This is a genomic window from Enterococcus avium ATCC 14025 (genome assembly GCF_000406965.1).
GTDB classification, from domain to species: Bacteria; Bacillota; Bacilli; order Lactobacillales; family Enterococcaceae; genus Enterococcus_A; species Enterococcus_A avium.
On record NZ_KE136363.1, the window covers coordinates 179425 to 194516 of the forward strand.

Genomic DNA, 15092 nt, shown 5'->3' on the forward strand with positions numbered 1-15092 from the left:
TTTAGTTTTATAAAAAGTGGACTTTCAATAGTCCACTTTTTTGTGGAAATTTTTGATTAGGATTATAATGCGAATGAGTCATCCATTTGTTAAAATCCAATTGGATTTTAACTTGTTTCTTCCGTTGAGAAAGAAGGCTATTATGGAAATATTTACTAACGACAAAAATATTCAAAACAAGCTGAATCGTTCTGAATTTCAAGAATTGTTGAGCTATTTTAAAGGATTGAGAGAATCAGTCATTTTACGAGAAATTCGGAAAAAATTCCCGGATCACAAGCATTTAGATAAAGATTTAGAATTTCTAATTGCTCATGGGATTGTTTCTCGCCAGGATCGTCGTTACGAGCTTGGATTACCGATTATAACGGACTACCCAACAAGCGGTCTTGTCGAGCATTTTATCCAAAAGACGAATAAAGAGTATTCAGCTGAGGATTTACTGGTTTGGTTGAGTGAGGAACATTGGAATAATGGATTAGAGAAAATGTTAGCTGTTGACTTTCCAATGCCCTCCAGATATTGCTTAGAAAATGCAGAGTTTCGTCTAGTCACGATCAATTCGCGCCAAGAATTATCAGAAACACTGCCCAATTATTTTGGAAACAGTGATGAACCATCATTGTTTCCTAACTTAGCAGGACTGATTGGCGATGTTAACCCTGAGTTTTTTACGAATCAGCTCAATCTTATTCTTGAACGAGTATTAGCAGGAAAAGCCCCTCGACGAACGTCAATTTTCCTAAAAAGCTTGATAGATAGCGGCGTCATTGCAGAACGACCAGAATGGCATGTGTCTATTCCAGTTTATGATAAGAATTTTTTGGTTGATCCGATTCGAGAGCTAGATAATGACGCAGCATTTTTTTTCAGTCGGCAATTGGCAGAGCGACTATTAGATAAACAAGAAAGTTTTACGTATTTAATGAAGAAGAAGGCATAAAATATGCAAAGAATTATCAAGGGGATTATTCTGATCATCAGCTTTTTACTCGTATTTACAGGGATTTATTATGCAAAAGTTCGCTATTTTGGGCCTGGAACACTAGTAAAACAAAAATCAGTCCATTATTCTGACGTTCCCACAGTTTTTATCCATGGATATGAAGGAAATTCCTTTTCTTTTGGTCCTTTGCTGCGACGATTAGAAAGAGAAAACGTGGCTAAACGAGAAATGACCATTGTCGTTCAAGGTGATGGTAAACTAACGATCGAAGGCAAACTAAAAAATACCAATGATAACCCAACAATTATGGTTTTGTTTGCGAAGGATGTGACAGATGAGATTACACAAAGTGAATGGATCGATAAGGTGATGCGTTATCTGTATCAACAAAAGGTCTTCCGTGTTAATTTGGTGAGTCATTCAATGGGCGGTGTTTCTTCGTTGCGCTATTTATTGGAATATGCCGGTGATCGAACACCAATAACAGAGCGTTTTGTTGCAATTTCAGCCCCCTTTAATGACTTGGAAATCGCAGAAGATACAGAAGAAATTTTTGCTTATAAATTAACAGAAAAGGGTCCCATTGGTAAAACACCAATTTATCAGTATTTCGATCAAGCGATGGGAAGACTGCCCAAAGAGATACGTGTCCTTGATGTTGCTGGAGATTTAAAAGATGGTACCGAAAGCGATGGCTCTGTTTCGACTCATAGTGCTTTCGCACTTCGGCTGCTATTTCTGGAGCATGCTAAGAGTTATCAGGAATTCATTGTTAAAGGAAAAAGTGGTGAACACTCAGCGATTACGAAAAGTGCCGAGTTAGAAAAGAAACTAATCGAATTTATTTGGAAGAAAGCAGTTTGAGGCTAAGGTTGATTCTTTCTAAAGTTTAGGCATAAACCCAAACTTTAGAAAGAATCTCTAAGGCTTCAGGCTGCTTTTTTGTCGTTTTCGAACTTTCTTGGTCCAGAACCCACCAGAAATGTATTTCGGCTCATAGGAGATAATGAACGCTCGGGCTTCAATCTCTTTAATTAGCGCGTAGAGTGTTCGCTCAGTTTTACGTGGTGAGAGAATCTCTAAAATCATGCGTCCGCCTTCCAAACCTTCACCATAAGATTGCGTCACGCCGTACCCATTTTCTCTCAAAATACGAGGCAAGCTGGTTTCTTGCTCCGTGTTTGTCGGGAGAATAACCGTGACCATGATATAACCTAGCGCTAACTTATCTTCAATTTTTATTCCCACACTAATCCCAATCGCATATCCTAACGCATACGTTAGTAAATTAATAGGGTTGTCTAAACGATCTAAAACCATTGAAAGTCCCAAAATATAAATAGTAATCTCAACCATGCTCATTAAGGGCGCCAAAATACGGTAGCCTTTCATTGTTAGCATAAAGCGCAGTGTATTCAAAGTGACATAAGCAAAATTGATAAAAAATATCATTATTAGCATTTTTACATCGATCATTATAAAACCTCCATTATGTGTAAAGTTCTTATTTATTGGCATCATTATACTTAGTTTGTTTCATATGACCTAGCCTAACGATTATTTTGTCAAAAGGCAAATAGAAGGAAGTCATGACAAAAAAAATTCTTTATTATTTGTCAAAAAAACAGATATTAGAAATAATAATTGTTATTTATTGGGGAAAAATGGAATTATTTAAAAGAATTGAAAATTTTATCTTCTATTTTAAATCTTATTATAATATAATGTTAGTTAGAGGGATTTAATAATGTAACGAACGACCTGCAAGGCGTATTATTCGTTATTTATTAGGGCTCCGTGTTATTATAATAAAACACCCGACGTTTTTATTATTAAACTTTACACATTGAAATGTAATATAAGGACGCTACGCCGTTCGTTCAAAAAGGTGGTTCTCATGAAAAATAAAAAAGAAGATGGAATGCAGCAAATGGATGATGCTAAAAGAACATTTTTGTCTGGAGAAAATTTTTATGCGCAACACTTACTTGGCGCTCACCGAGAGAAAGATGGCTATGTTTTCCGAGTATGGGCACCGAACGCACTCGCCGTTTTTCTAGTTGGTGATTTTAATGGCTGGCAGGAACAGGTGATGGAAAAAGATGAGACAAGCGGAATTTGGCAGATTTATACGGAAGATGCACATGAAGGGGAGCTTTATAAATTCAAAGTTCGTCAAGCGGATGGTCGTGAAATTCTAAAAATTGATCCTTTTGCGGTTCGTTTTGAAAAAAGACCTGGAGATGCTGCGGAATTGTACAATTTCCCTGAAAAAAAATGGAAAGATGGCTTATGGCGCGGACGTAATAAACGTTCAAATGCGTTTAAACGCCCGTTGAACATTTATGAAATGCACGCAAGTTCATGGAAACACCATGAAGATGGAACACCCTACAGCTTTGCGGATTTGAAAGAAGAGCTTGTTCCTTATCTCGTTAAAATGAATTACACCCACGTTGAGTTTATGCCGTTAATGGAGCATCCATTAGGGCGCTCATGGGGGTATCAACTGATCGGCTATTTTGCTTTAAGTTCGTATTATGGCACACCGGAAGAGTTTCAAGATTTTGTTGAAGCTTGTCATTTGAATAATATCGGTGTATTTGTCGATTGGGTACCAGGTCACTATTGTATTAATGATGATACGTTGCCATATTATGATGGCACCCCGCAGTTTGAATATACAGACCCTGATCGGGCGAAAAACAATCGCTGGGGCTCAATCAATTTTGATTTAGGCAAGCCACAGGTACAAAGCTTTTTGATTTCAAGTGCGATGTTTTGGATCGAGATGTTTCATATCGACGGTATTCGCGTAGATGCAGTGTCTAGTATGATTTATCGAGATTATGATGATGGTCCTTGGACACCAAATCATGAAGGCGGAAATCGGAATTTTGAAGGCTATTATTTTTTACAAAAGTTGAATGCTGTCATCAAACTGGCACATCCTAATGTTTTGATGATTGCTGAGGAAAGCTCATCTGAAACACCAATAACAGGGATGATTGAAACGGGTTCATTAGGCTTTGATTTTAAATGGAATATGGGCTGGATGAATGATGTTCTTCGTTTCTATGAGATGGACCCAATTTTTCGTAAAGACAATTTCAATTTGATCACTTTTTCGTTTATGTACATGATGCAGGAAAATTTCATTTTGCCGCTATCTCATGATGAGGTAGTACATGGTAAAAAGAGCCTGATGCACAAAATGTGGGGTGACCGTTATAAACAATTTGCGCAGCTGAGAAACTTGTACACCTATTTCATGGTACACCCTGGTAAAAAATTATTGTTTATGGGTAGTGAATGGGGACAATTTTTAGAATGGAAATTTGATGAAGGCCTAGAATGGATTGACTTGAAGGATGCTTTAAATCAATCGATGCAGTATTTTACCGCTGAGCTGAATACTTTTTATAAAGAACAGACTGCCTTGTGGGAGCTAGAGGACTCATACGATACGATCAAGATCATCGATGCAGACAATACTAGTGAATCAGTCTTAACCTTCATGCGTAAGGGTAAAAGAAAAAAGGATTTCTTAATTATTGTTCTAAATATGACACCGATCGAACGTCGCGAATTTCATATTGGCGTTCCATATCCGGGAACATATAAAGAAGTTTGGAATACTGAAATGAAAGAATTTGGTGGAACTTGGACGAAACACAATGAGGATTGTCAAAGTGAACCAATCAAATTTAAGGAGTACGGTCAGTTGATTAAGACGACTGTCCCAGCTTTAGGTGCTATTATTTTAAAGCCAGAGTCAGTCAACACACGCAAGTAATAGAGGGGAGGTCGATGAAGGAAAGTCCTTCATCAAACAAAATGAAAACAGAAATTTTAGCAATGATTTTAGCCGGCGGGAAAGGTTCTCGTCTCGGCAAACTTACACAAAAAATTGCAAAACCTGCAGTCCCTTTTGGCGGTCGCTATCGGATTATTGATTTTACACTAAGTAATTGTATCAATTCAGGTATCAATAATGTTGGAGTTGTAACGCAGTATCAGCCATTGGCGTTGAATAATCATATTGGAAATGGCTCGAGCTGGGGATTTGACGGTCTTAATTCTGGTGTTACGATTTTACAACCATATTCTAGCAATGATGGCAGTAAGTGGTTTGAAGGAACTGCTCACGCAATCTATCAAAATATGGACTATATTGATCAGATGGACCCGCAATATGTTTTAGTCCTATCTGGTGATCACATTTATAAAATGGATTATGAAGCAATGCTAGAGGATCATAAAGCGAACAACGCTTCATTGACTGTCGCAGTAATCGGAGTCCCAATTGAAGAAGGTTCACGATTTGGGATTATGAATACCGATGAAAATGATCGGATTATAGAATTTGAAGAAAAACCAGAAGAACCAAAAAGCAATCTTGCTTCAATGGGAATTTACATCTTCAACTGGAGCCGTTTACGCAGCGTACTGTTAAACAGTTACAAAAAAGATGATCAAATGCTGGACTTCGGAAAACATGTGATTCCGGCTTATCTTGAAAGCGGTGAAAATGTCTTTGCTTATCGTTTTGACGGGTATTGGAAAGACGTGGGTACGATTGATTCACTTTGGGAAGCCAGCATGGAGTTTATCGACCCAGACCACAGCCTGAATATTCGTGATAAGAATTGGCGGATTTTAGCAAAAAATACAATTTCACCACCTCATTTCTTGACAGAAAATGCGGATGTGAAAGACTCTCTAGTGGTTGACGGTTGTTATGTAGCCGGTGAAGTAAAAAACAGTATTTTATCGGATGATGTTCAGGTTAAAGAAGGTGCTAAAGTCGTTGACAGTGTCATTATGCCTGGCGCAACAATTGGTAAAAATGTACAAATTACGAAAGCGATTATCGGTGAAAATGCGATTATTGGCGATGATGCTGTCGTTGATGGCTCAGAGGAAATTGCTGTAGTGGGTTATTCAGAAGTGATTGGAGTGTTGACAAGTGAGAGCGAATAAAATGTGTGCCATTTTGGGCAATGTGTACGAATGTCCAGAATTATTACCTTTAACTGAAAAAAGACCATTGGCAACGTTGCCTTTCGATTGTAAATATCGTCTGATCGACTTTAATTTGTCGAACGCTATCAACGCGAATATAAAGTCTGTATATATGGTGTTCAATCAAGGAACCACCAAGTCTGTTTTCGACCATATTGGAGGCGGCCGCGAATGGCATTTGGACAGTGTTGATAGTCGCTACTTTATTCATTTCTATCAAGATTTCTTGAAGAAAAAAGCCGAAGGTCGTCCTTATTTTGAATCAGTGATTGATTATTTGAATAAATCAAAATCGGAATATACTGTCTTTATGGGTAATCGTATGCTTTACAATATTGATTTGGAATCTGTTTTAAAAATTCATCTGCAAAATGATAGTACCATGACGGTTGTTTATAAGAAAATGCCGAAGAATCAAATTTATCGTCAAGATGAAATCATCGAAGCAGACGAACACGGTATTGTACAAGGCCATCACAATTTCTTGGAAGATAAAACAGATGACGAGCTGTTGAATCTCAGTATGAAAATCTTTATTTGCCGCACGGACTGGTTGATCAATGCTTTGCAAGAAGGGCAAAACTTAGGCGGACCAGTTGCACTCGTGGATTTCTTAACTTTAGCAATGGATCAAGTAAAAACATATGCTTATGAATATACCGGCTTTTTAAGCAACATTTTTGATATCAAGTCTTATTACGATGCGAACATGGACATGCTAGATCCAAAAAAATTCACTTCTCTGCTTTATTCAAAACAAAAGATTTATACTAAATTGAAGAATGAAGTTGCCACCTACTACTCTCCAACTTCGGAAGTGAAAAATAGTCAGTTTGCAACCGGCTGTTTGGTAGATGGAAAGGTTCATGGATCGCTGATCGCTCGAAGCGTAATTGTTGAAAAAGATGCAGAAATCGAAGAATCAATCATTATGGCAAGCTGTACGATTAGTGAAAAGGCCTATATTAAGCATGCAATCTTAGATAAGAACGTGGTGGTTGAACCAGGTATTAAGATCATCGGTTCTGCTGAACAGCCAGTAGTGATTAAGAAAAATACCCATGTGTTAAGTGACGTTTACGGAGGCGAATAGGCGTGAAGACATTATTTGTAGCAGCGGAATGTGCGCCCTTTTTTAAAACAGGAGGATTGGGTGATGTTGCCGGTGCTTTGCCAAAAGCATTGAAAGAAAAAGGAACGGATATTAAAGTCGTGCTTCCCTTTTTCACTAAGATGCCGCAGCGATATAAGGATCAATTACAAGACTTGTTCTCTTATGATGTTTATGTCGGTTGGCGCAAACAGTATTGTGGCGTGAAGTATCTACAAATGAATGGGATTGATTACTACTTTCTGGATAATTTGTATTACTTTGATCGTCCAGAATTGTATGGATACTTTGATGATGGGGAACGTTTTGCCTTTTATCAGCAGGCAGTTATCGAATTGATGGAGAAAATTGATTTTATTCCAGATGTGATGCATTTGAATGATTATCATACATCCTTCATTCCTTGTCTCTTAAAGGAAAAATATCGTTGGATTCAGAAATTCAGCAAAATTCGAACAGTTTTAACGATCCATAATATCGAATTTCAAGGTCAGTACGATCGCGGAATTTTGTATGATTTATTTGGTATGGGTAGTGAACGTTATGATGATGGCTCCATTCGTTTTAATGACTGTGTGAACTTTATGAAGGCGGGGATTCTTTATGCTGATCGGGTAACCACTGTCAGTCCGTCCTATGCAGAGGAAATCAAAACTCCAGAATTTGGTGCGGGTTTAGATGTGATTTTACGGATGGAAAGCGGGAAGTTAAGTGGAATAGTTAACGGGATTGATTACGATACTTTTGATCCAGCAAAGGACCCAGCACTTTTCGCTAATTATGATCAAAGACATCTTGATAAAAAAATCGAAAACAAGGTCCAATTGCAAAAATATCTAGAGCTGCCTGTTCGTCCAGAGGTTCCAGTGATTGGTATCGTCAGTCGTTTGACCTATCAAAAAGGGTTCCATTTGCTACTACAGGAAATGGATAACCTGCTGCAATTTGACGTGCAATTAGTATTGATTGGTACAGGAGATCCAAACTTTGAAAATCAGTTCCGTCATTTCGGCGAAAAGTATCCGACTAAAACAAGTATACAGATTACTTTTGACGTGACCTTAGCTCAAAAAGTTTATGCAGGGACCGATATGTTCTTGATGCCGTCAGCATTTGAACCTTGCGGCTTGTCGCAAATGATTTCAATGCGCTATGGTACGTTGCCGATCATACATGAAATCGGCGGTTTAAGAGATACTGTTGAGCCTTATAACCCTATCACGAATGAGGGAACAGGCTTTGGTTTTAACATTTACGAATCCTTCTATCTGATGAACGCGATGAAGCAGGCGATTGAACTCTACCAAAATCATCCAGATGTTTGGCGAGGGCTGATGCGTGAAGCAATGTCGCGAGATTTCAGCTGGGATGGATCAAGCGAGCAATATTTAGAACTATACAAACAAATGTAGGATTCGAAGAGCCAGAATCTAAGCCATTAGGCGTTGGATTTTGGCTTTTTTCTATCAATACTTTCTTATAAAAGGTACTATGTATGTATTAAGTAATACACGTAATTAAAAAGTGTAGGTTGGAGATGAAAAAAATGAACAAGACGGAATTTAAAAGGCTATTCAGTCAGCGGTTGGCGGAGAAATTTGCAATGGAAGTCAATGATGCTTCACCAAACGAGCTCTATCAAACATTAGGCTCGTTACTGACCTCTACATACTCACAAAATTGGCAGCAGACGTGGAAAGACTATCGAGAAGCAGAACAAAAACAGGCATATTATTTTTCCATTGAATTCCTACCAGGAAAAATGTTAAAGAGCAATCTTTTGAACATGGGCTGGTTGGAGATGGTTACAGAAGCTTTAGCAGAATTGGGAATCGACTTAGAGGATTTAGCAGAAGTCGAACCAGATATGGCGTTGGGGAATGGCGGTTTAGGACGTCTGGCCTCTTGTTTTATGGATTCAATCGCCTCAATGGGCTTACCTGGTAACGGAAACGGGATTCGTTACGAGTACGGTCTTTTCAAACAACGTTTTGTGGACAATTATCAGGTTGAATTGCCGGACGAATGGCTACAAAAAGGAAATCTTTGGGAAGTCCGTAAAGAGAGCAAAGCGGTAGATGTTCGCATCGGCGGAGATGTTTACATGAGTCATGATGACGCTGGCAATCTGATTCCAAACTATTCAGGGGGCATGGTGGTACGTGCGGTTCCTTATGATACTGGAATGGTTGGGTATCAAAATGGCATAGTAAACACGATGCGCTTATGGTCGGTAGAAATTCCACCTGAGGAAGAGGAGCGTTATCGCAGTATTGGTGATCGACGGGCGGTTGAGGACTTAACTTCCGTGCTATATCCAGATGATTCTAACGAGGCTGGAAGAAGGCTAAGATTATCTCAGGAGTATTTTTTTGTTTCAGCCGGAGTGCAAAGTATTTTGCGGTATTATAAACAATTAAAGAAGCCGATGGAGGAAATCAATCAATATATTGCAATCCACATAAACGATACTCACCCAGCGATGTGCGTAGCTGAATTTATGCGACTGTTAATTGATGAAGAAAAAATGGGCTGGGAACGAGCATGGAATGTGACTCAAGAAGTAATGAGTTATACAAATCACACTATCATGGCGGAGGCCCTAGAAAAATGGTCGATCAATATGATGAAAAGCGTTTGTCCAAGAATTTATCAAATCATTGAAGAAATTGATCGCCGCTTTGTTGAGGAAATGACTGGGGTCCACGATTTTGATTTGATTCAACGAACAAGAATTATTCAAGGCGATCAGGTGCATATGGCGCATCTGGCGATTATTGGTTCCCATTCGATCAATGGCGTGGCCAAGCTTCACTCCGATTTACTAAAGGCAGTCGTCTTGCATGACTTCTTCTTACTTTACCCTGCCCGATTTAATAACAAGACAAATGGGATTGCGATGCGTCGTTGGACGCAACTAGCCAATCCTACGATGAGCAAGGTGTTGGACGAATACATAGGAGTTTCTTGGCGCAAACAACCGAGAGACCTACGTCTATTATTGAATTACGAGGACGATGACCAGGTTCTTAATGCTTTAGCAGAAGCAAAGTTGGAAAATAAGAAACGTCTGGCTGCCTATATTCAAAAACATTGTGGAGTTGAAGTGAACCCGCAGGCGATTTTTGATGTACAGATTAAACGATTGCATGCCTATAAGCGACAATTGTTAAATCTCCTGCATATTATTAAGCTCTATTTGGATTTAAAAGAGAATCCGGAGCTCCCTATCGAACCGCGAGTGTTTATTTTTGGAGCGAAAGCAGCACCAAGCTATCACTATGCCAAATCGGTCATTAAAGTGATCAATGAAACGGCAAGCTTGATTAACCATGACACATCCATCAACGACAAATTGAAGATCGTCTTTTTGGAAAATTATAATGTGAGTTTAGCCGAACGAATTATTCCTGCTGCTGATGTCAGTGAGCAAATTTCACTAGCTTCTAAGGAAGCATCAGGTACTTCCAATATGAAATTGATGTTAAACGGTGCAGTGACAATTGCAACTCTGGATGGCGCAAACGTGGAAATTCGTGATGCTGTGGGCGATGATAATATTGCAATCTTCGGATTGACGGAATCTGAAGTGTATCAATATTATGAAAATAGAAACTATTCTTCAGCCGATATTTACAAGGATGATGCGGTTGTCCACAAAGTAGTAAAAGCATTGATTGATGGTACGATTCCTAATATTATTTCAGAAGGTCAGGAAATTTTTGACTCATTAATCAAATATAACGATGAATTTTTTGTCTTGCGTGATTTTGCAGACTATTGTCTGGCACAGCAATCAGTTGATCAAGCCTATAAGGACAAAAGACGTTGGCGCCAAATCAGCCTGCGCAATATCGCGAATGCTGGACGCTTTTCTTCAGACAACACGGTTCAACGGTACGCAGATGATATTTGGCAAATAGAACCTGTCTTCGCTCATGAAGACGATCGAGGTGTAACACAACATGACTCATATCTACTTTAATCCCTGGTTAGAACGTTATAAACAACCATTTGGTGCTGTTCAAGAAGGGGCGATGGTCAATGTTTGGCTATCTGTCCCAGAACAGCAGAATACCAAGGTTTTTCTAGTCGTTCGTAAAGAGGGAAGTTCTGTTGGACAGAAAATCTTTACGATGGAGCCCGCTACAGAAGATCGATTTCATTTTCAGACGATTATGGATCAGGGCTGGGGACTGTACTTTTACTATTTTAAAATCGTTAATGAAGCGGAAGGGCATGAAACCATTCAGTATTATGGTTTCAAAGGACAAGGTGGTGAAGGGCGAATTTATGGTTCGGAACGAGAGGTTATCCCTTATCAGCTGACTTGTTATCAAAAGTCAGAAAACGCACCGAAATGGTATCGAAATGCGGTGTTTTATCAAATTTTTCCGGATCGTTTTGCTAACGGGAATCCGAATCGCGTTATCAATCAGCCGAAAAAGAATTCTTTCATTTACGCGACGGAAGAGGACGAACCTTTTTATATTAAGAACAAGGAAAATGAAATTGTTCGTTGGGACTTTTTTGGCGGAAACTTTAAAGGAATCCAAGATAAAATTCCTTATTTGCAGGAGCTAGGGATTACTGCGCTTTATTTGAATCCGATTTTCGAAGCCAGTTCCAATCATCGCTATGATACCAATGATTATTTTAAAGTTGATAGCATTTTAGGGACAGAAGAGGAGTTTCGCAGCTTGATCGCGGCTTTGCATACAGCAGGAATTGCTGTTGTGTTAGATGGTGTCTTCTCACATGTAGGAAAAAATAGCCGCTATTTCAATATTTCTGGATTTTATGGCGAAAATTCGGGAGCAGCTCGTGATCCACAAAGTCCATATCGTGATTGGTTCACGTTTAATCATTATCCTAATGATTATAAGTCTTGGTGGGGTGTGGCAGATCTGCCGGAAGTTAGAAAAGAAAATCCAAGCTTTCAAGAATTCATTTATGGCGATCTAGACAGTGTACTATCGAAATGGACTTCGATGGGGGTTGATGGTTGGCGGTTAGATGTTGCGGATGAGCTGACTGATGATTTCATCGCCGGCATTCGTAAAAATCTACTGTCCTATCAAGAAAAAATCCTGATAGGAGAAGTCTGGGAAGATGCTTCGAACAAGATTGCTTATGATACTCGCCGTAAATACGTTTTTGGGGATCATTTGCAGGGAGTAATGAATTACCCATTACGCCAGCAGATTTTAGATATCCTGAAGCAATCACGCTCATTGCAGGATATCTGCGAGGAAATGATTCGCTATCAGGAAAATTATCCAGCCGACTTTTATTATAACCAATTGAACAATATTGGAACGCATGATACGGAACGCATTTTAACGATGCTAGATGGTTCTGTTGAAGCGCTGGATCAGGCTTGGGGACTAATGTTTATGATGCCGGGAATTCCTTGTATATATTATGGGGATGAGGCTGGATTAACAGGTGGAAAAGATCCAGATAATCGTAAGTTCTTTCCGTGGAAATCGATTAATCCGAGACTATTTAAAAATTGTCAGAAATGGATAGAGCGGCGTAAGAAATACGACGTTTTGAAAAATGGACAGTTTTTCCCGTTTTATTCAAAGACGCAGAAAATTTTTGGGATTATTCGCTATTCGGGGAACGATTATGTAATCTATGCCATCAATTTATCCGATCAGGAGCAAAGCTTGAACGTCGGAGAGCTATCTAGTCCGCGTGCGTATCGCGGGGAATACGCTGTTTTAGACCGAATTTTAGAAGGCGAAATTTTGGCACCAAAAGGCAGTCTGTTTATGTATGATTCAGAATAACCGGCTGCTTGCGTTGTATTTTCTGTTTCTTAGGAAATTAAAAAGCATTTTTGCTTCTTTTATGCTAAACTATTGCTATATCAGAACAATGAGGATGATTTTATGCAAACGTACACCAGAAAAAAGTGCCGCTTTCCTGCCTTTGATGATGATGCAGGAGTTAAAATAGTACAAACGAACCAGCGTGTTTTATTTGATGGACAAGACGACTTGATTACGAGCTATCGTCTTGAGGCTAAAGATATTTTTGAACGTCAATTGCCGAAAGCAAAACGGAATAGACGGGTCAGTTTAGACGATGAGCCACGAAGAGAATTAGATCATCATAAAGCAAATCTACCTAAATACCATGATCATAAAGAATCAAAAAAAGTGAATTTGTTTGAAGAACGGAAACCGAAGGAAACTGCAAAGACTAACTTTAATACTCGTAGTGCACGAAACGGCCGCAGTGCCACTCCATTTGCACCGAAATATGTTCCTTCTTCTTTGATTCCAGATACACCAGCGGATGCGGTATCACCGAGAGAATTGATGAGTCGAATGGAAAAAACACCTCAATCCTACATTTTATTTGCTTCTGAAAACGAAGAAAAGCAGCCGGTGATGGAAAGAAAAAATTCGCGTCAACGTTTGGATCGTTCATTAAGAGGAATTATGCAAGAAGATAATTCACAGATCGAAAATAGCAAATATTTTCACGATTAGACAGGAGGTGCCTTAGGGCATTCTTCTGTTGTTTTTAGTCATTGAACTTTTTTGGTTGAATAGTAGAAATAATTTGTACGAAGTAACAACAATGAGGAGAGTGCATATGAATCCATTTGAAGAAAAAATTCGTCAGTTAAGAGCAGGAGAAATCGATCAAATCGAAGTGTCTCGGGATGATTTCTTTTTATTCCGCGAAGCTTGGATCAAGCAAGAAGATAAAAAATTCTTTCGCGGAATTGCTGGGCTTAAGGGAAATATTACCTACGTTTATGATACAACGATTGTTTAAGCTATTGACTTTTTGATGTCAGCTCGGTATCATGAAAAAGGTTCTGCGCGGCGGTGTTGGAATTGGCAGACAAGCATGACTAAGGATCATGTGAGAGCGATCTCGTGTGGGTTCGAGTCCCATTCGCCGCATGAAGGATGTACCAGACAGTGGTGCATTCTTTTTTTTGCATCTAAAACGCTATGTTATAATTATTTCTTTGTATCCTGTTCAACTTCATTCAATTCTTTTGCTAATTTAGAACACAGGAGTTGCTTGTCAAATCGTCATCGGATAAAATTAAATTATTAAAAATGTGAATTTGCATATTTTGGAGGAAGCGGTAATGGAAGCGATTGGTCAAGTCTTAAAAGAGTTTAGAAAAGAGCATGGCATGACACAAAAAGACCTTTCTCAAGGGATTTGTTCCCAAAGTGTCTTAAGTCGAATCGAAAACAATGAAGAGATTCCAAATATTTTTGTGATCCAACAGCTTTGTCATCGACTAGGAATTACGATCGACCAACTGATGCTTGATTTTCTACCGGAAGAATTATTCCTGCGAAAATATTTCAATAAGATGTTCATGTATTTGCGAATTGGAAAATACTTAGAAATACGTGCAACGTTGGATTATTTGGATGAACGTCAGATCACTCATTTAGATAAAGATCGTCAATTAGCTTGTTTTTTCAAGGCAGTTTGTGCTTATTTTATTGATAAGGATGCGGAGGCTGCTCTGGAACTAGTTACACAGGGACTATCGATTTGTGTTTCAAAAAAATATGACGGCTATTTTGACAGTCGAATACTGCTATTAAGTTTTGCTGGGAAAATGAGCTCGGTTTTAGAAAGGATAAATGAAGCACATACTTATTACAATCAAAGTTTTGAATTGTTTAAAACGATGATGGCAGATTATTCAGAGCGTAGTGAATTGAGCAATCTTTTTGTAAATTATGGAACGTTTTTAGTAAAACATGATCGTCTGGATTTGGCAGAAAAGGTTGTAGATATGGGGATAAAATGGAACCGACAGCAATGTAGCTATTACAAGTTGAAGGAACTTTTGGAGCTAAAAGTTCTTATGTTGGAAGCGCGCGATGAGATTCACTTGGTGATTAATTATCGGAAAATGCTGCGTGCATTAGAGAAAATAAAAGATTTGTAAATGGTCTACACCATTCTTGACTTATAATGGATTCAGGAGTAACTTTAAGGTACTAAGAAAAA

General features: G+C 38.7%; 12 protein-coding genes and 1 tRNA gene. 12 read left to right on the forward strand and 1 reads right to left on the reverse strand.

Annotated elements, in window-relative coordinates:
- Positions 1 to 142: 142 nt before the first annotated feature.
- Both OMU_RS11010 and OMU_RS11015 read left to right on the forward strand, forming a co-directional pair.
- The gene (locus tag OMU_RS11010) at positions 143 to 943 is read left to right on the forward strand and encodes a DUF1803 domain-containing protein (RefSeq protein ID WP_048718580.1); all 801 of its coding nucleotides are present in this window, start codon (positions 143 to 145) and stop codon (positions 941 to 943) included.
- A gap of 3 nt (positions 944 to 946) precedes the next feature.
- Positions 947 to 1810, forward strand: a complete 864-nt coding sequence (locus tag OMU_RS11015) for an alpha/beta hydrolase (protein ID WP_016179992.1) — start codon at positions 947 to 949, stop codon at positions 1808 to 1810.
- A gap of 57 nt (positions 1811 to 1867) precedes the next feature.
- Here the strand turns inward: OMU_RS11015 and OMU_RS11020 are convergent, their stop codons facing one another.
- Positions 1868 to 2422: a DUF2179 domain-containing protein gene (locus OMU_RS11020; protein ID WP_016179993.1), complete on the reverse strand. Its 555-nt coding sequence runs from the start codon at positions 2420 to 2422 to the stop codon at positions 1868 to 1870.
- Between the two features lie 421 nt (positions 2423 to 2843).
- Between OMU_RS11020 and glgB the strand changes: the two genes are divergently transcribed.
- The 10 genes from glgB (at position 2844) to OMU_RS11070 (ending at position 15030) form a co-directional block, all read left to right on the forward strand.
- Positions 2844 to 4742 carry a 1,4-alpha-glucan branching protein GlgB gene (glgB, locus tag OMU_RS11025; RefSeq protein ID WP_016179995.1) on the forward strand — a complete coding sequence of 633 codons (1899 nt, stop codon included), beginning with the start codon at positions 2844 to 2846 and terminating at the stop codon, positions 4740 to 4742.
- A gap of 41 nt (positions 4743 to 4783) precedes the next feature.
- A complete protein-coding gene (locus OMU_RS11030; protein ID WP_034877176.1) occupies positions 4784 to 5929 on the forward strand; it encodes a glucose-1-phosphate adenylyltransferase in 1146 nt (381 codons plus the stop codon).
- The gene (gene glgD, locus OMU_RS11035; protein ID WP_016179997.1) at positions 5916 to 7064 is read left to right on the forward strand and encodes a glucose-1-phosphate adenylyltransferase subunit GlgD; all 1149 of its coding nucleotides are present in this window, start codon (positions 5916 to 5918) and stop codon (positions 7062 to 7064) included. Before OMU_RS11030 ends, glgD begins: the two co-directional genes overlap by 14 nt.
- Positions 7065 to 7066: 2 nt before the next feature.
- Positions 7067 to 8494, forward strand: coding sequence for a glycogen synthase GlgA (glgA, locus tag OMU_RS11040; RefSeq protein ID WP_016179998.1), 1428 nt, complete (start codon positions 7067 to 7069; stop codon positions 8492 to 8494).
- Between the two features lie 134 nt (positions 8495 to 8628).
- Complete coding sequence (locus OMU_RS11045) at positions 8629 to 11067, forward strand: glycogen/starch/alpha-glucan phosphorylase (RefSeq protein WP_016179999.1); 2439 nt, start codon at positions 8629 to 8631, stop codon at positions 11065 to 11067.
- Positions 11048 to 12880 carry a glycoside hydrolase family 13 protein gene (locus tag OMU_RS11050; protein ID WP_016180000.1) on the forward strand — a complete coding sequence of 611 codons (1833 nt, stop codon included), beginning with the start codon at positions 11048 to 11050 and terminating at the stop codon, positions 12878 to 12880. Before OMU_RS11045 ends, OMU_RS11050 begins: the two co-directional genes overlap by 20 nt.
- Positions 12881 to 12982: 102 nt before the next feature.
- Positions 12983 to 13588, forward strand: a complete 606-nt coding sequence (locus tag OMU_RS11055) for a hypothetical protein (RefSeq protein ID WP_016180001.1) — start codon at positions 12983 to 12985, stop codon at positions 13586 to 13588.
- Between the two features lie 106 nt (positions 13589 to 13694).
- On the forward strand, positions 13695 to 13880 hold the full coding sequence (locus OMU_RS11060) for a hypothetical protein (RefSeq protein ID WP_016180002.1): 186 nt from the start codon (positions 13695 to 13697) through the stop codon (positions 13878 to 13880).
- A 47-nt stretch (positions 13881 to 13927) separates the two neighbouring features.
- Positions 13928 to 14011 (forward strand) — tRNA-Leu (locus OMU_RS11065).
- Positions 14012 to 14205: 194 nt separating this feature from the next.
- Positions 14206 to 15030 carry a helix-turn-helix domain-containing protein gene (locus tag OMU_RS11070; RefSeq protein WP_016180003.1) on the forward strand — a complete coding sequence of 275 codons (825 nt, stop codon included), beginning with the start codon at positions 14206 to 14208 and terminating at the stop codon, positions 15028 to 15030.
- The last annotated feature ends 62 nt before the right edge of the window (positions 15031 to 15092 follow it).

Coding starts and splice junctions, on each gene's coding strand:
- OMU_RS11010 (WP_048718580.1), top strand. CDS start 143: ATGGAAATATTTACTAACGACAAAAATATTCAAAACAAGCTGAATCGT.
- OMU_RS11060 (WP_016180002.1), top strand. CDS start 13,695: ATGAATCCATTTGAAGAAAAAATTCGTCAGTTAAGAGCAGGAGAAATC.
- OMU_RS11050 (WP_016180000.1), top strand. CDS start 11,048: ATGACTCATATCTACTTTAATCCCTGGTTAGAACGTTATAAACAACCA.
- OMU_RS11030 (WP_034877176.1), top strand. CDS start 4,784: ATGAAAACAGAAATTTTAGCAATGATTTTAGCCGGCGGGAAAGGTTCT.
- OMU_RS11020 (WP_016179993.1), bottom strand. CDS start 2,422: ATGATCGATGTAAAAATGCTAATAATGATATTTTTTATCAATTTTGCT.
- glgB (WP_016179995.1), top strand. CDS start 2,844: ATGAAAAATAAAAAAGAAGATGGAATGCAGCAAATGGATGATGCTAAA.
- OMU_RS11015 (WP_016179992.1), top strand. CDS start 947: ATGCAAAGAATTATCAAGGGGATTATTCTGATCATCAGCTTTTTACTC.
- OMU_RS11070 (WP_016180003.1), top strand. CDS start 14,206: ATGGAAGCGATTGGTCAAGTCTTAAAAGAGTTTAGAAAAGAGCATGGC.
- OMU_RS11055 (WP_016180001.1), top strand. CDS start 12,983: ATGCAAACGTACACCAGAAAAAAGTGCCGCTTTCCTGCCTTTGATGAT.
- OMU_RS11045 (WP_016179999.1), top strand. CDS start 8,629: ATGAACAAGACGGAATTTAAAAGGCTATTCAGTCAGCGGTTGGCGGAG.